This is a genomic window from Mycobacterium sp. NPDC003449 (genome assembly GCF_053588415.1).
Genome location: NZ_JBSFPX010000045.1, coordinates 21339 through 40107, shown reverse-complemented (window position 1 = coordinate 40107; position 18769 = coordinate 21339). Strand labels below are relative to the sequence as shown.

Below are 18769 nucleotides of genomic sequence, written 5' to 3'. Positions count from 1 at the left end.
CCATGACCTCGATCATGACGTCGCTGTGGTTCGACCAGCTTCAACCAGGCGATCGGGTGTCGGTGAAGCCGCATGCCTCGCCCGTGCTGCACAGCATCAATTATCTGTTGGGCGAACTCGATCAGAAGTACTTGACTACTCTGCGCGAGTTCGGTGGTCTCCAGTCCTACCCGAGCCGATCGAAGGACCCTGATCCCGTTGATTATTCGACAGGATCGGTGGGGATTGGTGCCACTGCGCCGATCTGGGGCACGATCGCCCGCCGCTACGTCGACACGCAGATCGGCGCCGCGGGAAAAGGCCGCCAGTACTCGCTGGTGGGCGACGCCGAACTCGACGAGGGCGCGGTCTGGGAAGCCGTCCTGGACAACTCCGTCGCCGAGCTCGGCGAGATCGTCTGGATCGTCGACCTCAACCGCCAATCACTCGACCGCGTCGTGCCGAACATCGCGGCCGGACGGCTGGAGGCAATGTTCTCGGCCGCCGGATGGCAAGTGATCAATGTGAAGTTCGGCGCCCAGCTTGAGTCATTGTTCGACCACAGTGGTGGGGCCGCACTGCGCACGCGCATCCTCGAGATGCCCAACCCCGAGTACCAGCGTCTGCTGCGCTGCTCAGCCGAAGAGCTACGGGAGCGACTGCCCGGCAAAGGAATAGGTGCCGACCAGATCTCGACGCTGAACCGCGACCTGGATGACAACGCGTTGCTGGCCGCGATCCGCAATCTGGGCGGGCACGACCTCGGCGCACTGCGCGCCGCCTACGCCCAAATCGATGACACCCGTCCGACAGTGGTCATCGCGTACACCATCAAGGGTCACCGACTGCCCACCCAGGGCCACCCCCAGAATCATTCGTCACTACTCACCGTCGAGCAGTACGAGCAGTTCGCCACGGAACTCGGTATGGACCCGGCCAGTCCTTGGCAGCGTTTCACCATCGATAGCGCGCCCGGAGCGCTCTGCGCCACGACTGCCGAGAGGCTGCAGCGCGAGCCGGTGACACTGTCGACTCCACCCGCCGTACCCCTTGACACTGGTCGCACCCCCTCGGGCACATCGTCTACGCAGGCGGCTCTGGGCCGGGTTCTACTCGACCTGAGCCGGCAGGCTCCGGACGCCGCCAAGCGTGTCGTCACCGTGAGCCCCGACGTCAGCTCAACGACCAACCTGGCCGGTTGGCTCAACAAGGTTGGCGTGTGGTCGCCGAATGAACGTCGAAACTGGTTCGACGACGACCCAGAGACGATCATGCACTGGCGGGAGAGACCGACCGGACAGCACATGGAACTCGGTATCGCCGAGACCAATCTTGTCGGCCTGATCGGTGAGCTCGGCGCGACGTGGAGCCGGTGGGGCGAACCCCTCTTTCCGATCGGTGTGGTCTACGACCCATTCGTGGAACGCGCCTTGGAGCCGTGGTCCTACGGCATCTACGCAGGCGGGTTGCAGGCCCATCGTAGAGCAGTGAATGCCGACACCACACACGTGCGGCGCTCGGAAGCCCCGAACCACTCGCGCAGCATCGTCACGGCGCTGCGCTTGCGGTCCGAGGTCAGAAGCTTCCCGCGGAAGTCTCTTTGAGCATGTCGATGTCGAGGTCTGGTTGGCGACCAACTTCTTAAGCCCGGGCGTTCTCTGATTCGAGTTCTTTGAGTGGCTGGCGTCGTTGGCCTTCATGCCGCCGTACTGGGCGACCCAGCGATGCCATGTCGACTCGGTGACCTTCCAGGTGTCGGCACACCGCGGCCAATTCCTGGCCGGTCCCGAGCAGCTTGTTGCGGTGTCGTCGTCGATTCTTCCTGCCCAAACGCTCAGGCAACAGAGTCGCACAACGACTGGACCACTACGGAGGGCTCACCTCACTGTTTGTGGTGTCGATGTAGTCGAGATCACCGATTACGGCAGTCGAGCTCCGCCGCGAAGAACATCGAGGCGGATTTCAGAATGCCGCTGGCGCGCTTTAGTTCTCGGCTCTCCGCCCGCAACCGCCAAAGTTCCTCGGCCATGTAGCTAGCCACCCCGGGACGCGCTCCGGAGTCGATCTGATCGCGACGCACCCAGGACAACAGCGTCTGTGGGTGCCGATACCCAGCTTCGCCGCCACCGACTCGATCGCCACCCACTCCGACGCGTATTGATCGCGGACCTCAGCGACCATCCGTACGGCCCGCTCATGCAGCTCAGCCGGATACCTCCTCGAACCTGCCATGACTTCATCCTTCGCAAGAGGTGAAGTCTCCGGGCTCATCGGGGCGATTCAATTAAAGATTCTCCGGAGGGCTCAGCCACGTGTGAGTCGCTGTGATGAAGAAACGAAATGGGCCACGTCGGCAGAAGGTGCTCGTGTCGGCCATCGTCGCACACATGGTGCCGTTGTACTCGAGATACGTGCGGGGCGGCAGCACGCGCTCCCCTCGCCCCAGGGGAAACTGGATTCCCGCTACAGGATCATAACGGACGACTATATTTCCGTTGTACCAACCGATGTGGTTCAGACCCTGTGGAGCGCCCGGGATGTTGCCCTCACAACCGAAACTCCCCTTGTAATCGAAGATGCCGCAGTTCTGGCCGTCCGCCGTCAGGAACCACACACCAGGAGAGCTACCGTCGGAGAATTCCTCGGGCTGCAACTGATCGTAAGATCGGAGGATAAGATCGAGGTCAGGAAACGGGGAGGGTGGATTCCCAGGCTGCGGCACTGCCCCGCTTAAGGGTGCGCGCACAATCGCGATACCTAGGGCCAGGATCCCCAGCCCTCGGCTCAACCTCGTCGTCCTAGTCATTGCCCATCCTTCGCTCTGCTGTGTGCGCCTGTCATGAGCGGTGTGGCACGTTGCCGTAGCATGTCGCGTTGCCGACGTCCAACGTACTTTCGCAAAGCACTTTGCCATTCAATGATATTCGCACTGTGACGAATCTACCTCGGAGCACTGCGCCGACCGTCTGTGCAGTCCGGAAGTTGGGGCGCCAGTCGGCGCGAAGCTCGGCCCCATGGCCGGTGGGGCTGTACGCGTCGACTACCGGGACAGTTAGCTGCCAGGGCAGTGCGACTCCGGTAATGAGGTGCTTGCCCTCGCGGTCCCGATACTCCACCCCAGACAGAGCAGATACGGTATCCGACAAGATCTCATAGGTCACTCCGTCATCGGCGCGTGCGGATGTTGCCCCTCCAAATCCGGCTGCGACGAGGATCATCAAGGTGACGGTGATGAAAGCTGCCTTCGTGACCTCCCTAAACCTCATCTCCTTGATCATCACTATGCACCCGCCATCACGATCGCAGCGACGTAATACCCGCTGGATTGATTCAGCACCAGTCGTGCTCCGTAATCCGTGTAGCCGCAGTCTGGAACCGACGCATAACCCTGCAACAGCAGGCCTTTGATCGCGTCGGCATCTGTAACACCGGAACTCACGATCTTCGTGGCCTTCTTACCCGGATAGCCGAGGTCCTTGAGTACCGGCACAACATCTGGCACCGGCACCGCTCGGGCGGTGTGGTCCAACCACGAATCTGTCGATCGAATGACGTCCTCGGCCGCCTGTTCAACGAGCGGATCAGAACGAAGTTCCGCGCAGGTCCCCTGTCGCATTTGCGCGATCGCCGATCGGAGGTTGCTTTCAGAGTCGGCGGCCGCGGGTATCGCTGGAGTAAGCCCGATCGCAACGAAGGTGCTGAGCGCTACGAAAACGCCCTTCGCCCAGGCCCGGCAGTGAGCTCGTAGGTAGGCCAGAGCCGCATGGACCGGCACGGCGTCCATAGTCACCGTGTGCCGCCCTGATCGCACACATGCGAGCGATGAATATCAGAACCCCATCGCTTCGCCTTCTGGACCGACGGCCCGGTGAACCAGTTTGGCTGATGGGCGAGAATTCCGTTCTGCACGTTGGATAGCTGCTCCCATAACTTGAAGAAGGCTTCCGCCTCATAGAGCGGGAAGTAGACATCGCCGAAGGCGTTTCGCTCCTGCGTGAGCGCGTGCACACGCGGCTCCATGAACGCTAAGGACTGTGCGAGGTTACCCGCTACGATGTCGACTTGCTGCTGGACTCCATCGACGCTGTAGTCGAAATCGGTCCCGTTCGGGGCGATTCGATTGAACTGCAGCCGATCGATCTGGTCTCGCAGACCGCCGTACTGAGCGGTATACCACTGGCACAGTTCGCGCTGAGCGACGATATCAGCGTCAGTCACCCTTGCTCGAGTCTGATCGTAAGGAAACGGGAACTTCGGTTGCCAATTCGACGGAGTGGGTGTTGTCACCGGGAGCGCAGTGATCACTTGACTGTCCGGCGGTATGGCTGGGGGATTCGGCGGGTCCGCGGGATCAGCCGCTGAGACAGGCGCCAGCAGGGCGGCGGCGATCGAAAAACCGACGACTAGCACGCCTGCGAGGGCTCGGACGCGATGGAATCTTATCACTACGAACCTCGCGATATTCTATGGTCGAGTGCGAGCGGACTCAATTGCCCACCACCGCGCCGACTCCGCCGACATCCGTTATTTGCCAGTCTTTCTTGCTGTCGATGGTGACGCTGTACGTAGCCGTCGACTGCAACGGTTCGCCAGACTGCACAGTCTTGGTCTTTACACTGACAAAACTATCGACGACATACACGCCGTCAGAACTCGACCGAACCGATGCCACGAGCGGCTGTGCGGTGGAGGTCCACTGCAGCGGAACGAGGATCTGTTGCATCGAGTCCCCCGCCTCGCTCAGCTTCTTGTTGAGCTCCGGACTCGTCCCGGCGACCAGCTTTACCTTCCAGTCTTGGAGGTGATTGAAATCCATGGTCGCGGCATTCACTGCGTAATCTAGAGCCATCTTCTCGGCTCGAGCGTTGTTATTCGACTCCGCCGCGAGTGCGCTGAGCTTGCGCTCAGCCCCGACGTATAGCCACGCCAACGTCCCTACGCCAGCAACTAGGGCTGCGGTAAGCATCCATACTACGAGACTGCGAACTGCGATTGATATCGACCGCCCCGATGACTTCGGACGACTCGTTCTCGGGCCCTTCGGCTCGTTGTCCAGCGGCTGGCGGTCTGGGTGCTTACGGACCGTACTGTCATTCGGCGCTTGCTTCTCGACCGAATCATCGCCGCCCGAGTCAGGCTGAGCGGAGTCCGGCTCGATCGGATCCGTTCCAGCTACGGTAGTTTCGGCTACCTTCGTGGTGTTATCCGTCATTACTTCCCTCCTTGGAACTCTGCCGTCTCATGGGACAACGCGTAGCGTGATGGTTCCGTCGGGCGGAACCATGGCCAGGACATTGTCCAAGAGCTGACCCGTATCAAAATTCATCAGAGCTCCGGCAATGTCATTGAGCTTCGGTTCGAAAGCTTCGCCGATCACCTTGAGATCTGCGCCCCGGTCATCTAGCAGGCCCTGGATTCGTGCTACGAGATTGTTTAGCATTGCCATGTTTTCTGCACCGCCCTTATGTAGCGTAATCACCCCGGAGCGGTAGACATCTTGGATGCTCCTGCCGGTTTCCACGAGCGACGGCGCGAGGCCTTTGAGCGCAGGAGCCATCCACTCGGCGTTCTGCAGCAATGTCTGGAAGTTGCTGAGTAGCAATTTCCCTCGACCCTGCATGTCCGCTGCCGCATTCTTCAGCAGCAAGCTGGCTCGAGAAATATTGGGCAGGAACACGTTTGGGTCGGGAAGTGCCGAATCACCCTCGGCAACGACACGTTTGATCATGTGGGGATCTAATTGATTCAGGACGCGCACGACACTGTTGGCCAGCTCCGAGATGGAGGCAGGCGCAACGACCTCCTCGGTCGCGATCCGCTGCCCGCTCGTCAACATCGGTCCGCCCGAAGCGCGCGGTAGGAGACCGATGTAAGACTCTCCGAGAGCCGAGAGATTCTCCAGCCGCACCTCGGTGTTGACAGGGATACGCTGATCGCCGTCAACGTAGAACTCGATTCTTGCTGCATTGGCATTCGAGGTGACGTCGGTGACTTTGCCGACTGGCACACCCCGAAGGAGCACGTTCGATCCGACCACGAGACCGTTGACGTCGCGCACATCCATGGCCAAGGTCGTCCGCTTCGAAGGTGGGCTAACCCGAATTCCAAGCGACGCAATGTAGGCGAGTACGCATACGACAATCGCGCCGAACGCAAGGAATGACACCACATCACGACGTCTCATGGTGCCGCCCCGAGTATCCGGAGAACGTCATGGACATTGCCCGACAACTCCCTTCCGTCCGGCCCGACGATGGACGTGATGTTGATCGCCGGGAACTTGTCCTGCGGTAAGAAGAAGTCGGTGAAGAGGTGGCGCCACGCCGGGACCTCCTCCTCGAACGTCCACTTCGACTGTTGCACCGATCCCAAAGCGCCGGCCAACGAATTCAGGAAGGGGACCAACCAGAATCCTCCGGCGTAGATGCTGCCGACTCCGGGCAATATCCTCGCGACATAGTTCACGATGAATACCCCGCGCTCGAACCCCGTTATTCCCTTGTCTGACAAGAACTTTTTGAGCGTCGGTATCCGATTTTCGAGGACCGCAGCGGTTCTGTGTACGCCCGCCAACAGCTGGTCGACTTCGTCGATGTTCGCCGACAGGTCGGTGAAGTCTGAGACGACCCGAGACGTCAGGCGTCGGACTTCGTCGGTGGGTGGTGTCAGCCTGTTGAGCCGCACGACCGTGTTCTGAACGCGCTGGATGGATCCGCTCGCCACAAAGTTAGCCAGGCTGGCGATGGTGTCTTCCAATTGTGGGGGCGACAGCGTCTGCGACAGCGGAATCTTGCCGCCAGGCGGCAACGGCGGCGCCGGCGCGGCACCGGCGGGAGCGCGCTCGAGCGCGACATAGATATCGCCTAGCACGGTGGCCTGTTCTAGCGCCGCGCGCATGTCCGACTGCACCACCACGCCCGAGTCGACCCGAGCGGTAACGTCTACCTCGTTGCTCCTTAGTTTCACCGAAGTGACGACTCCGACGGGAATGCCGTCGAGTACCACTTTGGCGCGCTCCGGCAAGTTGAGCACGTTGTCGAACGCCATAACGAGCTCGTAGCCACCGCTATCGACGGATCTGCCGGGCTGTGGGAGTGAGCTCGCGTTGAGTGAAGCGCACGAAGTCAGGGCGAGGACGGTGGCCGCAGCCGTCCCGAGTCGTCCCCACAGGCGCATCATCGGCTTGCCTCGGTGAGGACGTACTGAAGCAGCGCAACGTCTACGGCATACGGGGTTCCGTTCACATTTGCACAACTTCCGGGCATCGACGCATTCATGATGTTGCATGTTGCGACCCCGTCGGGCGTTCGTACCCGGTACATCGGCGGCCGATACCGAATGGAGAACGGGTGATTATTGATGATATTGGCGAGCCCGTTGATGTACCGCGGCGCCGGATTCAACAGCGTGGCGTAGCCAGGCGCGCGCGGACTCAGCTTTCTAATCGCAACGGACAGCACGTCAAGAGTTTGTTGAATCTCGCCGCCCAACTCTCTCTCCAGGTCAGCCGCCATGGGGAGCAACGGCACCAGCCCGTCGAAGATCTTGGCACCGCCTTTGACCGCCTGGGCGGCTCCCGGCATACCCACGCTCGCGTCGGTCAGCGTTTGCTCCAATACTGGATTCATATTGGCGAGCGTTGATGTGAGCTGCGAAAGGTTCACCATGATGGAACCGATGTCGCCAATCGCTTGGTCCGGGGAATCTAGGAGCTCCGAAGCTCGGGTGAGCAGGTTGTTGATCGCTGGACCCTGGCCTCGAACCGTTTGATCGACCGCGGCGACGACATCGCCGATATTTGAGGAGCCGTCGGGATTGATCGAGTTGATGAAACTGGTCGCCGACCCGATCACCTGGGTCAGGCTCTTCGGGGTAAAAGACCGCCCGAGTGGAATGCACGTGTCGGTCGGCTGTTCTGGGCCCGACTCGTAGTTGCCGACCAACTCGAGGGCTCGGTCCGCGAGAATTGACGTCGACCTGATCACCGCCTTGACGTCCGCGGGAAACTGCCGAGGTCTATTGAGTGCGAAGTCGACACGGACACTAGAAGAACTGGGACTGATCTTGGTGACTTCGCCGACTTCGTAACCCATCTGGGTGACGGGATTATGCTCGTACAAGCCAGTCGCATCCGGCATTATCGCGCAGTGCGCCGCCCGCTGATCGGGCGCGCTGGACGCGCATGAACAAAGCAACATAGCGACAATTCCGACCGAAAGCGGACGTGCAAGCCAAGAAAAACGGTGGCCTCGTAGTTGATGCATTAGCATGGACTTCCGGGCAGTGGGATACAGAGGTCGGTGGCCAGCAGTTCCGGTGTGGCGTTCTGTGCATCGAGGATTCGCCCCAACACATTTTGTAGTCGATGCAAGAATCTCACCGTCAGCCCGTTCCGCTCGACGAACAGCCGCGTTCGCTCTTGATACTGACGCACCTTCTCCAGGAACTCGATGCGGTGTCCCTCATAGAAATCTGCCACCGGCTTCAATCCCTCTACTACATCTCCGAATCCCTCTAGCGCTGTACCGAATTCCTTGTTGTACAACACAAGGGTTTGGGTGATTATCGACAGCTTCAGGAGAAGCTGCTTGATCTGCTCTCGGTAGTCGTTGAGGCTCGCGATGTACTCATTGGACATGTCAAGGATTGAGGTCAGCTGTCCACGCTGGCGGTCCATGATCGACATAACCGCATTGCCGGCGTCCACCATTGCAGACAATGAGTCAACGTTGTCTCCAGTGAGCCCCTTCTGAATTTGGTTGAGCGAGTGATTGATCGGCGTCGGGTTGACGTTGTCGGTGATCTTGGTGGCATCGGTCAGCGTTTGGATGAGGCTATACGGCATCGTCACGCGCGTGACCGGAATAGGCATGTCACCCAAAGGCTTTCGCCCCATCGAGATCACATCGACGTAGTAACCTCCGACGACTGTGAGCATGCGCACCTGCACCTGGGATTGATCGCCAACGAAGGCGTTCTTCTCGACTCGGGCGGTGACCAGTACTCGGTTCGCCTCCAGCGACAGGCTCTCGACCCGTCCCACCGTGATTCCGGCCATCCGCACTTGGTCACCGGCGCGGACCGACACCGCATCGTCGGTGTAGAACGACACGGTTCGCTCCCATGGCGGCTTAATGTAGAGCCCCGCAAGCACCAAACTCACCACCGTCGCAAATACGATCGCCCCGGCACCCCAGGAGACCGGATTCCTCAAAACCTTTATCAGGGATTGCACAACACCACTCGCGTTCCGTTGAGGAGTACGTCCATCGTCTCCGGTAGTTGTGTCCGGCCGCGGGAACACGGTTGGGGCGTAGCGCCTGTATCCGGCGGTGCGACGTTCTCAGCCATCACGGGGACGAGCTTGAACGCATCGAAGAAGTTATCAAGATTGCTGAATGCACGGTCGAGCGCTGTATCGATGTCGATGCCCGGCTTCAGTCCGGCGCTGTTGAGCACCTTGAGGACTGGATTGATGAAATCGCCTCCGTAGGCCTGCGATTTCCAGAACTCCTCGAGAACACTCAGCGCTTTGTCGACTGGTTGATTGAGCAGATCGATGATATGGATGAACCTAGTTGATTGGCCACCGATCGTATCCGCCACCTCTGTGAGATTCTGCATCAACTGTGCAACGACTTGCTGGCGGTTATTCACGAACTCGGTGAGTCTGCGCAGACTGTCTAGCAGCGGCGCGACGCCAGTGCCATCGCCGGAAAGGAACGAGGCCGCATTGGCGGTGAAGGTGTTGACCTCCTCGGGGCTGAGCGTCGCAAGAACGGGCTGTAATCCGTTGAACAACGCCGTGATATCGAAGGACGGCTGTGTCATCGACGTCGGTACGTCTCTTACAAGCGCAGCTGCCGAATCGCCCTCGGCGGCATTAGACACGTCGATGTATCGCACACCCGTGAGCGCCTGGAACTTGATGGCCAGCCGAGTCACTGGAATCACGCTGTAATTCTTGTCCAGGTCGAACTTGACCAGTGCAACATTGCTCTCTCCTCGTCGCGCGAGTTCGACGGACTCCACCTTTCCCACGCGTACCCCGCGAACGCGGACATCGGCATCCATGTGCAACCCAGATGCGTCGGTAAACTCTGCAGTGTACTTGCGCATTTCGGAGGAAACAGGATTCCTGATCACATTCGACAGCAAGATGAACAACACCACCGTAACGGCAACGGCCAATCCCAGGCGCCACAGCGCAGCCAAGGGCTTCATTACGCTCCTCCCGTAATACCAAGGGGTGCAGCGATACCCGGTAAACCGTCCAGTAGCACGCGCACCTGCAACGCACGTTGTTCCCCATTGCCGGCGTAGAGAGATTCGAAGCTGTGCCGCAACTCGACCATCGTCTGATCAAAATCTTCCGGCCGGACCAGCGTCGGCACTGTGTCGGTGATCGACTTGACGCCGGTAATCAGGGGCAGTAGGTCATCGACATGGCTGGACTCCAGTTTTCCGATGGCCGCGAACAGGCCGTCAGAAGCCAAGTCGAGGAACGTGCGGTAGTTGGTGAAGTATTCCGGGGTCTCATCGGAAAGATCCGATACGACGATATCGGTCCTGAACGGAGGCTGCCCGGGTGGTCCGGCCGGTCCCAACGGTGTATTGAGCGACGTGAATCTTTCGCTGGCTTCGATCCCGCTTTCGAGGAAGGTCGGGACCGCTTCGCTTGCCGACGAGGTATTCGCGAGTAGCTGCGCGGTCGACACGGTTTGCACGTCAGCCACGGCGGTCGTGGCGATAAGCATCGTTTCAAAGAGCGGATTCATTCCATCGGTGTACCGGCTAATCCGGTCAGCCACTGAAATCATCGTGGGCGTCAGCAGTCCCTCCGTGACGCTGCCGAATTGCGATAGAAGTTCGGTCAGCGTGGAATTCCCCTTGGGAATCACACTGATTTGGCTGCCATCTCGAAGCGGCTGACCGCCGGGCGCGGGAACGACGTTGATCCCAGGAACTCCGAAGTAGTTGATGGGCCGGAAGTCGAAATTCGCCGCGTCAGTCAATCCAGCCGTTGGCTGCTTGTCAAAGTCGGCCACAAGGCGAACGCCACTGTCGGGGCGAGTTAACACAGAGTCGACGCGGCCTACGACGACCCCGTGCATTACCACTTCGGTGCCCACCTGTATCCCCTGGCCAACGTATGGGGTATCGATCGCCACCGAAATCCGTTCGGGTGAATTCCTATTCGCAAATGGATTCACGGCAACGATCATCGCGACGATGATGACCAGAAGCACTACACCACTGCCGATGATCGCCAAAGTCTTCGTTTCGTCTCTTCTTCGCAGCAGCACCTGAAGCTATCCCTTGAACACAAATTCGGGACGCAGCCCCCAGAGCAGGACGGTGGTGGTCAGATCCAGAATCATGATGGTTACGAGGCTGGCGCGGACAGCGCGACCTGACGCCTGGCCAACGCCAACCGGTCCGCCAGACGCGAAGTAGCCGTAGTAGCAATGGATTAACGTTGCTGCCATGCAGTAAGTGACGGCCTTGATGAGTGAGTAGACTAGGTCAGTAGGCGTGAGGAACTGGACGAAATAGTGGTCATAAGTGCCGGCAGGTTCACCGTGGAACACCGTCACAACCGTCTCCAGCACTAAGAATGTCGTAGCCAAAGTCAGTAGATAACCGGGTATGACGCAGATCATTCCGCCGATCAAGCGAGTTCCGACCACAAACGGTATGGGCCGTAAGCCCATGACCTCGACGGCGTCGATCTCTTCGGAGATGCGCATGGCGCCGATCTCCGCCGTCATTCTAGTTCCCGCCTGCGCCGTGAACGCGATGCCGGCGATGAGCGGGCCGATCACACGAACGGCACCGATTCCGCCGATCAGCCCAGACAATGCCCCGAAGCCAATGATGTTCAGGGTGGCGAGCGCTTCGATAGCTAGGGACGCCCCTACTGCGATGCCGAGAATCACGAGGACACTGACTGTGCCGCCGTCAACGATTAGAGAACCGCGACCCCATGCCAGATTGATCGTCGCCGCCAATGTCTGCCGCAAGTAACGGCGGACTGTAAGCGGCAGATACCACAGGGTCTGTCCGATGAACAGCGCCCATCGCCCCACTTCACTCAGCGGTTTGACGATCATCTGCGCGGATGCCAATCGAACGGATAGTAGCGTCGAGGGGGCACTCATCACGCAACCGCCATCGGGAAGAACATCGTTTGTATTTGAGTGATGGCAAGATTCACGAAAACAATGCACACCACGTTGATAACGACTGCTGCATTCACCGCGTCGGCGACCCCCCGCGGTCCACCCCTGGCCTCCATCCCCCGCATCGCCGATACGATCGCCACGATCATGGCGAAGACAGCACTCTTGGCCATCGCGAAATATACGTCGGTCATCTTGGCGAACGTGCCAAAGGAATTCCAGAAGCTGCCAGGGGCGACATCATTGACCGCAACCGCGAGGAGAAAGGCGGCGCCTGTGCCAGACGCAATGATGATCGTGCACAGAACTGGTGAGATCGTAACGAGCGCTAGGAATCTTGGCACGACAAGACGCCGAACCGGGTCGATCCCGAGAACGCGCAGCGCGTCAAGTTCCTCACGCATCTGCCTTGCGCCAAAGTCCGAGGCGATGGCAGATGCCGCTGCACCGCCCATAAGTAGTCCTGCGGTGATCGGCGCACCCTGTCGGACCACTCCCACCCCGCTCGCCGCGCCGAGCAGCGCTGTTGCGCCGACCTCCGCGACCAAACCTGAGGTAACGACGGTCACCATCGCTCCGAACGGAACGGCCATCAGCAGTGCCGGAGTAACCGTGACCTTCAGCAATACCCACGCTTGCCACAGGTACTCGGTCACCGGCAGACGCCCCGTTACGGTGTCGGTGACCGCATACCGCATCACGTCGAGGGCAAGTCTGGCACCACGACCTATCGAACCGGCCGCATCGACGGGGCGTCGTCCTACTTGCGATGCAATCCGACCTAGCGCTTCCAAAGCGGAGGCCAACCATTGGTGCTGACCGCCGGGGTTCGGGCTCACGGCCTCTAGTCCTTGGAGTCGGCGCGGAGGTGTGCTGCTGTCGCTCATCAGCGCACATCCACTAGGTTCGCCAGTCGAATTCTGTCCCGCATTCGCTTTCGCGGCGTGCCTCCCCGAGGTTCCGGCCCTTGCCGTCACTGCGCCTCCTGTCGAGGTTCCCGAAGTCTCCTATGAACCAAACGCTGATGGCTATGTCCTGCGCCCCGGATCAGTTCCGGCCTTCCGCGGATGACTCAGGCTGTCACCCGATCGTGTCGTGTCCGGACCCGGATGTCAACACCAAACAGCGTTGGATAATTTCGTCTACACAATTGCGCCACAGAGATGTCCTCAAAACCGTTGCGGGAGAGTGCCACTCGGCATGAGAGGACTCTCTGCGGTTTACCCATTCCCGCCCAACCTTTCGACGGAGTGGTAAATTAAACGGTGTGCGATAAAGCTACGCGGATGACACAGAAGGGAGGAGGCGATCGTTCGCGATCTGGCCTCGATGTCGACACCCTGAGCCTTAAGTATTGATACGACGGGAGCACAGCATTTCTCGCTGCGCCTCTCTGGGCGGTTGCTGTAACCGGCGACGATCTCTCGCTCAGTGCAACGGGAAAGCGCCTGACAACAGACCAAGATGGAAGTTACAGCCCGGTGGCTGATGATCAGCTGCTACCGACTGATCGGGCACCGAACTCGTTTGGCCAACCGACCGGTGAAGTTGACAATATCGCGAAGTGCGACTTGTAGTCTTCCGCCGACGAACTCGACGGCCGATGTGTGTACATAACCGGGGGTGTTCTCACCAGCCCCATCGCGCGACGCTTCAGTAAAGCGTGCCGCGGGTCGATTTGGTGAACGCGGAATGCAGGGTCCTGCCGGTGTCCATGCAACTTGCAACGCGGCGTCATTTCTGGGCCCGGTCCGCCTCGTGGCGACCAACTTGCCATCCGCTAGAGCCAAAGATAGAGGGTTAGGGTGACGATCAAGGAGCTAGTCAGGACCGTCGCGAAGGCGAGACGCAAATGGTTCGGTGCGGTCTTGACCTCCATGAAGTTCATGGCTACGACTGCGGCCTTCGCGAAGGCGATCACTAAGACCGCCACAGTCGCGACGCGTGGGCCCATGCCTCCCGCGGCGTGATCCGCGCCAAGGACAACCGAGATGAGGGTCAGTAGGACTAGAACCGCCCACGAGACGACGAGCGGATCTCGTACTGAAGTGAGCGGCGGTTTGTTAGGTGTGGTCGTCATGTCCAACAGCCTCCTAGCTGCTCAAGTAGAAGATCGCGAAGAGAATGACCCAAATGAGGTCGATGAAGTGCCAGAAGGCGGCGCCCGACTCGGTGTTGCGCCGCAGAACCGGCGGCACGATGTCGCTGCGGTGCTCGGCTCGTCGGATGGCGATATGCATGTAGGCCAACACGCTGAGTCCGATGAGGACGTGAATGAAGTGAAGTCCGGTCGTCATGAAGTACATCAAGAAGAAGCTATTCTCAGTCGGCACGTGCCCGGCGCCGATCTCGCTCGCCCACTCAAATACTTTCAACGCGATAAACATCAGACCGAGTGCGGCGGTGCCGCCAATGAATCCGCGCGCGCGAAGGAAGTCGTTCTGGCGTATGCACCGAATCGTCAACGCCACCGTCAGCGACGAGGTAAGGAGGACCACCGTATTCGCCGCCCCCCAGTCGACGTGCAGTTGAGCGCGTGAAAAGTCGAATAGCTCAGGCGCCTTGGCACGCTCGAACATAAACACGCCGAAAACGGCGGTGAAGAACAGCAGGTCGAGAAGAATGAAGACCCAGATTCCGACTTCGCCAGTAAGACGTGGTGATCGAGACTGCTCGGCGTGGGCTGGCATTTCAGCGGTGTAGGTCATTCCCGGGCCTTTCTAGACGGTGAGCGACTGAGTGGAGATCACGGTAGCGCCAGGGCTATTGTCGGCACGCTGGAGTTGAAGGGGCAGCGCTGCCGCCGTAAGTTCGCGCTTCTCAAGATCCTCGTTATAACGGTGCACACCGATGCCAATTGACTCATCGATTGCGACCTGCCGATCGAGCGCCCGCCAGCACATCACGCTCGTCACGACGATGAAGCTCGCGAATTCGAAGAACGGCCACCACAGACTCAGAAAGCCGTTGTAGGCGTATGGCCCGTCCTTGAAGAAGATGATGAAGAGGGCGGGAGTGATGGCCAATGCATCCAATAAAGCCAGATAACCAACCCAGCGGGGCAGCATCTGATGCTGAGGCGGATTCCACAAGATGGCCACGCCGAATGCCGCGAGCCACAGTGAGAAAGGCGCGACGCTAAACAGGAACAAGAACCATCCGAAGTCATTGAGTACCTGGATGATTTCTGGCGAGACCGAGCCGGCTCGGAAGACAGCGACTCCCCATGGCATGTAGCAGAGCACGAAGATAGCTACTCCCGCTCCGATCAACGTGAGCTGCGTGTAGGTCATGATTGGGAAACGCGACTCCGTCTTTCGGGTCCACATCGTCATCGCAACTCCCCAGGGAGCTATGAGCGCACCCCCGATGATCATCGCGACGAATCCCAGCTGAAAACCGAGTCGGTTCGCCTCAAACATCGCAGAAACCTGCTCCGGGGCGAGCATCGGGCTCGGGGCTGGCAGCCACTTCGCGCCAAGGAAGTATCCGCCGCAGAACAACACTGCGAGGAAGGGTCCGGCGGCAATACACAGGCGATGCGCAGAAAGGCTGATTTGCTGCTCCATCAAGACTCCTCTTTGGTGACGTCTCCGTACAAGGCGATCGCGTGCGCGCCTCTCGGAACTTCCTTCGACGCTGTGGTGGGGGATGGGTAGAAGATTGCTTGACTGTAGATAAATCTGGGACGTCGTGTCAATAGACACAGCGATGCAACTAAGACGATGCGTCACCACGCCTTAAGCCCTATGCTCATGGATTGATGAGCGCGCTGCGGGAGCGAAAGAAAGCGGTTCTGCGATCGACAATCCGTCGATCCGCAGTCGAGCTGTTCGGCCAGCGAGGCTACGACGCCGTCAGCATGGAGGACATCGCCGCGGCGGCGATGTGCTCACGCAGCACACTGAATCGTTACTTCGGAGCCAAGGAAGACGTACTTTTCGCGACAGCGCTCGATGCGACGGAACGCCTCCGGGATGCCCTCGAGATCGCCGGTACCGAGAACCGATGGAATGTCGCACGCCGCACAGTGACTTCGCACCTTCGGCAGGTCTTCGACGACATGGAACCGGAACTGAGGAGCGACGTGCTCCGCCTGTGGTATTCCGAACCTTCCCTCCGCCGTCGACTCTTGTCAATCGTGTGGGAGTGGGAAAGCATTCTGGCGCACTACTTTCTTGTGGGTCTCCCCGACACTAGAGAAAACCGACTTCAGGCGCGCGTGCTGTCGACGACCATGGCTTCGACACTGCGCGCATCAACGCAAACTGCAGTGGAGTCGGGCCAGGATATAGAGACCCTGACCGATAGCGCCTTCGCAATACTCGAAGCAGGACTACCGGGACCGCACCGCCTCTGAGCTACGTCTCGACGTAGCTCGGGCATGCGGTCTGAACAATCGCCGGGGCCGGAAACGACGGCGGCGGGTGGGCCAGTGAGGTCCCCCTTAACCCCCCGGCGCCAGTCTACACTCATGTTGACGAACTGTGTTAGCGAGAGGACTCCTAGCGAATGGCGACCAAAGCCAACCGGATCGGCGATGCTGTGAGTGGCCTAGATCGACGGCGACGATCGGCCAACGAGTCGGCCAACGAGACCTACGCCGCCAAACGAAATGACATCGTTCACGCAGCAGTCCGACTCTTCACCGAAAACGGTTACGAGGCCACCAAGTTCGTCGACATTGGCCGGGCCGTCGACGTGGACCGGGCGACGCTGTACTACTACTTCAATTCCAAGGTCGATCTATTGGCCTCAGCGATCGCAGACGTGCTGTCGGTGGGTTTAGCCGATGTCGAGGCGATCGTCGACAGTGACGATGACGCGCTGACCAAGCTACGTCGGGCGCTGCGCAGCTCACTGACGGTGATGTACGAGCGGCATCCCTTTAGTACCCTGTTATTCCAGGACGATATCTGGCGATCGTCGCAGAACGCCGAGTGGATCGTGTCGCTTCGCCAGGACTTCGAGCGGGCAACAACGCTGTACCGGCGTATAGTTGAGGATGGGCAGCGCGACGGGTCGATCCGCGACGACCTGGCGGCCGAACTCATCACCCAGGTGGTGGTCGGGTCGATCAGCTGGACTTACCGTTGGCTCAAACCGGGTGACGGGCACGACATCGATGACGTGATTCGCACGTTCGACGGGATTTTGTGCACCGGCGCCGCGCCCACCAGGAAGACGTGCCGATTCACAGGGGAACCGAGGACTGGGTCGAGATGAACCACCCGGCCCGACAGTCTTTAAGCGAGCGCGTTCGACACCGATTCGGGCTCATCGTCGACGTTAGCTGGTCAATGGTTCAGATCGAAGTCGAAGGAGTAGCAACCACCGACTGAGGAAACCACGTCAGCGGTAGTCGGGAGGGTGAATCGGCTCGCCTAACGGAAGGGTCACCGTCGCCGCGGTACCCGAACCAACGACGCTGCTCATTTCCAAACTGCCACCCATTGCCTCGACCAGCCCCTTCGCGAGCGGAAGACCCAACCCGACGCCTTCCTTAGATTCCGCACCTAGCCGGTCGAATGGAGTGAACAGCCGGTGAAGGTCGGCGACAGGGATGCCAGGACCAGTATCGCGGACGACGATGCGCACCGTCCCCACGTGCGCAGTGCATTCGACCAACACGTCCCCTCCGGGGCGGTTGTGCCGAATCGCGTTGCCGACCAGGTTGAGTAACACCTGCCTGATACGTCGTTCGTCGGCACGCACGAAAGCCCGAATGATCGGAGCGGTCGAGGAAACTGTCACGTGCCTCGCTACAGCCAGTGTCCGTGTCATAGCGAGCACTTCGGCGACCATCGGTTCGAGTGAGACATCGGTGATGTCGAGTGACAGCGCGTTCGCCTCCACGCGCGCGATGTCGAGCAGATCATCTACCATCGCCAAAATGTGTCCGGCAGCAGCATCGATATGGTTCAACGCCTCGGTCCGACGGACGCCATCGAGGTTCAATGTCCTTAGCAATTCTGAGAATCCCTTGATTGCCTGCAAAGGCGTTCGCAGCTCGTGTCCTAGGGAAGCGACGAAATCCGACTTCGCCCGGCTGGCGGCCTCCGCAGCCTGGCGAGCCATTTCGGCTTCGACGCGGCCGCGGCGTTCCTTCTCGGCCGCGTCGAAGTCGATCGCTACCGACGTGAGGTGACTCAACCGCGCCACAAGCTGTACCTCGCGCAACGAGGGACGATGCGGAACGCGATGATAGACGGCGAATGTTCCAGTGATTCCGGCGCGTCCATCGATCGGTGTCGACCAGCAGGCCTGCAATCCGAAGCGAGCCGCCAGGTCGCGAAATCGCGTCCAGCGCGCATCTACGCGAATATCAGCCACCACAACGGGAATGCCGAAAAACACTGCAGTGCCACAGGATCCTGCTTCGGCTCCAACGGCCAACCCGTCAATCGCGTCGGCGAACCCGGCGGGGAGCGATGGTGCCGCGCCGTGGTGCAGTGTAGTGCGGTTGGTATCGAGCAGCAGAACCGAACAGTAACTTCCTGGAACCAGTTCCTCCAACGTGCGAGCTATGCCGGCGAGCAAGCCGGGCAACGCGACGCCCCTGGCAATCTGTTCGAGGATTTCCGTCTGCCTGGTCAACAGAGCTCCGG

General features: G+C 59.8%; 17 protein-coding genes and 3 pseudogenes. 3 read left to right on the top strand and 17 right to left on the bottom strand.

The window, feature by feature from the left end; all coding sequences use genetic code 11:
- A pseudogene (locus tag ACWDTP_RS14400) lies at positions 1 to 1445 on the top strand (pyruvate dehydrogenase); the annotation flags it as partial.
- Here ACWDTP_RS14400 and ACWDTP_RS14395 read toward each other — a convergent pair.
- The 16 genes and pseudogenes from ACWDTP_RS14395 to ACWDTP_RS14320 form a co-directional block, all read right to left on the bottom strand.
- A pseudogene (locus ACWDTP_RS14395) lies at positions 1443 to 1779 on the bottom strand (transposase); the annotation flags it as partial. The pseudogenes ACWDTP_RS14400 and ACWDTP_RS14395 overlap by 3 nt on opposite strands.
- A 127-nt stretch (positions 1780 to 1906) precedes the next feature.
- Positions 1907 to 2211 (bottom strand): annotated as a pseudogene (locus ACWDTP_RS14390) (transposase); the annotation flags it as partial.
- Between the two features lie 1048 nt (positions 2212 to 3259).
- A complete protein-coding gene (locus ACWDTP_RS14385) occupies positions 3260 to 3763 on the bottom strand; it encodes a hypothetical protein (protein ID WP_450020722.1) in 504 nt (167 codons plus the stop codon).
- A gap of 2 nt (positions 3764 to 3765) precedes the next feature.
- Complete coding sequence (locus ACWDTP_RS14380) at positions 3766 to 4197, bottom strand: hypothetical protein (RefSeq protein WP_450020720.1); 432 nt, start codon at positions 4195 to 4197, stop codon at positions 3766 to 3768.
- Positions 4198 to 4465: 268 nt separating this feature from the next.
- The gene (locus ACWDTP_RS14375) at positions 4466 to 5191 is read right to left on the bottom strand and encodes a hypothetical protein (protein WP_450020718.1); all 726 of its coding nucleotides are present in this window, start codon (positions 5189 to 5191) and stop codon (positions 4466 to 4468) included.
- A gap of 27 nt (positions 5192 to 5218) precedes the next feature.
- On the bottom strand, positions 5219 to 6163 hold the full coding sequence (locus tag ACWDTP_RS14370) for an MlaD family protein (protein WP_450020716.1): 945 nt from the start codon (positions 6161 to 6163) through the stop codon (positions 5219 to 5221).
- Positions 6160 to 7158, bottom strand: coding sequence for an MlaD family protein (locus tag ACWDTP_RS14365; RefSeq protein ID WP_450020714.1), 999 nt, complete (start codon positions 7156 to 7158; stop codon positions 6160 to 6162). The genes ACWDTP_RS14370 and ACWDTP_RS14365 overlap by 4 nt, the downstream gene beginning before the upstream one ends.
- On the bottom strand, positions 7155 to 8273 hold the full coding sequence (locus ACWDTP_RS14360) for an MlaD family protein (protein WP_450020734.1): 1119 nt from the start codon (positions 8271 to 8273) through the stop codon (positions 7155 to 7157). Before ACWDTP_RS14360 ends, ACWDTP_RS14365 begins: the two co-directional genes overlap by 4 nt.
- The gene (locus ACWDTP_RS14355; protein WP_450020732.1) at positions 8243 to 9202 is read right to left on the bottom strand and encodes an MlaD family protein; all 960 of its coding nucleotides are present in this window, start codon (positions 9200 to 9202) and stop codon (positions 8243 to 8245) included. Before ACWDTP_RS14355 ends, ACWDTP_RS14360 begins: the two co-directional genes overlap by 31 nt.
- Positions 9202 to 10203 carry an MlaD family protein gene (locus tag ACWDTP_RS14350; protein ID WP_450020712.1) on the bottom strand — a complete coding sequence of 334 codons (1002 nt, stop codon included), beginning with the start codon at positions 10201 to 10203 and terminating at the stop codon, positions 9202 to 9204. Before ACWDTP_RS14350 ends, ACWDTP_RS14355 begins: the two co-directional genes overlap by 1 nt.
- Positions 10203 to 11285: an MlaD family protein gene (locus ACWDTP_RS14345; RefSeq protein WP_450020710.1), complete on the bottom strand. Its 1083-nt coding sequence runs from the start codon at positions 11283 to 11285 to the stop codon at positions 10203 to 10205. The genes ACWDTP_RS14350 and ACWDTP_RS14345 overlap by 1 nt, the downstream gene beginning before the upstream one ends.
- Positions 11286 to 11291: 6 nt before the next feature.
- Positions 11292 to 12092 (bottom strand): ABC transporter permease, encoded by an 801-nt coding sequence (locus ACWDTP_RS14340; RefSeq protein ID WP_450020730.1) that lies wholly within the window; start codon positions 12090 to 12092, stop codon positions 11292 to 11294.
- 47 nt (positions 12093 to 12139) lie between these two features.
- Positions 12140 to 13000: an MlaE family ABC transporter permease gene (locus tag ACWDTP_RS14335; RefSeq protein WP_450020708.1), complete on the bottom strand. Its 861-nt coding sequence runs from the start codon at positions 12998 to 13000 to the stop codon at positions 12140 to 12142.
- A gap of 941 nt (positions 13001 to 13941) precedes the next feature.
- Positions 13942 to 14241 carry a cytochrome C oxidase subunit IV family protein gene (locus ACWDTP_RS14330; protein WP_450020706.1) on the bottom strand — a complete coding sequence of 100 codons (300 nt, stop codon included), beginning with the start codon at positions 14239 to 14241 and terminating at the stop codon, positions 13942 to 13944.
- A gap of 13 nt (positions 14242 to 14254) precedes the next feature.
- On the bottom strand, positions 14255 to 14869 hold the full coding sequence (locus tag ACWDTP_RS14325; protein WP_450020704.1) for a cytochrome c oxidase subunit 3: 615 nt from the start codon (positions 14867 to 14869) through the stop codon (positions 14255 to 14257).
- Positions 14870 to 14881: 12 nt separating this feature from the next.
- A complete protein-coding gene (locus ACWDTP_RS14320) occupies positions 14882 to 15730 on the bottom strand; it encodes a hypothetical protein (RefSeq protein WP_450020702.1) in 849 nt (282 codons plus the stop codon).
- A 194-nt stretch (positions 15731 to 15924) separates the two neighbouring features.
- Between ACWDTP_RS14320 and ACWDTP_RS14315 the strand changes: the two genes are divergently transcribed.
- The gene (locus ACWDTP_RS14315) at positions 15925 to 16521 is read left to right on the top strand and encodes a TetR/AcrR family transcriptional regulator (protein WP_450020700.1); all 597 of its coding nucleotides are present in this window, start codon (positions 15925 to 15927) and stop codon (positions 16519 to 16521) included.
- A gap of 152 nt (positions 16522 to 16673) precedes the next feature.
- Positions 16674 to 17387, top strand: a complete 714-nt coding sequence (locus tag ACWDTP_RS14310; RefSeq protein WP_450020698.1) for a TetR/AcrR family transcriptional regulator — start codon at positions 16674 to 16676, stop codon at positions 17385 to 17387.
- A 126-nt stretch (positions 17388 to 17513) separates the two neighbouring features.
- On the opposite strand, the gene ACWDTP_RS14305 is transcribed toward ACWDTP_RS14310, so the two are convergent.
- A complete protein-coding gene (locus tag ACWDTP_RS14305; protein WP_450020696.1) occupies positions 17514 to 18758 on the bottom strand; it encodes a sensor histidine kinase in 1245 nt (414 codons plus the stop codon).
- Positions 18759 to 18769 lie beyond the last annotated feature (11 nt).

Bases quoted from the DNA above. Each gene is read 5' to 3' on its own strand.
- ACWDTP_RS14385 (WP_450020722.1), bottom strand. From the start codon at position 3,763: ATGGACGCCGTGCCGGTCCATGCGGCTCTGGCCTACCTACGAGCTCAC.
- ACWDTP_RS14375 (WP_450020718.1), bottom strand. From the start codon at position 5,191: ATGACGGATAACACCACGAAGGTAGCCGAAACTACCGTAGCTGGAACG.
- ACWDTP_RS14370 (WP_450020716.1), bottom strand. From the start codon at position 6,163: ATGAGACGTCGTGATGTGGTGTCATTCCTTGCGTTCGGCGCGATTGTC.
- ACWDTP_RS14365 (WP_450020714.1), bottom strand. From the start codon at position 7,158: ATGATGCGCCTGTGGGGACGACTCGGGACGGCTGCGGCCACCGTCCTC.
- ACWDTP_RS14350 (WP_450020712.1), bottom strand. From the start codon at position 10,203: ATGAAGCCCTTGGCTGCGCTGTGGCGCCTGGGATTGGCCGTTGCCGTT.
- ACWDTP_RS14340 (WP_450020730.1), bottom strand. From the start codon at position 12,092: ATGATCGTCAAACCGCTGAGTGAAGTGGGGCGATGGGCGCTGTTCATC.
- ACWDTP_RS14330 (WP_450020706.1), bottom strand. From the start codon at position 14,241: ATGACGACCACACCTAACAAACCGCCGCTCACTTCAGTACGAGATCCG.
- ACWDTP_RS14325 (WP_450020704.1), bottom strand. From the start codon at position 14,869: ATGACCTACACCGCTGAAATGCCAGCCCACGCCGAGCAGTCTCGATCA.
- ACWDTP_RS14320 (WP_450020702.1), bottom strand. From the start codon at position 15,730: ATGGAGCAGCAAATCAGCCTTTCTGCGCATCGCCTGTGTATTGCCGCC.
- ACWDTP_RS14315 (WP_450020700.1), top strand. From the start codon at position 15,925: ATGAGCGCGCTGCGGGAGCGAAAGAAAGCGGTTCTGCGATCGACAATC.
- ACWDTP_RS14310 (WP_450020698.1), top strand. From the start codon at position 16,674: ATGGCGACCAAAGCCAACCGGATCGGCGATGCTGTGAGTGGCCTAGAT.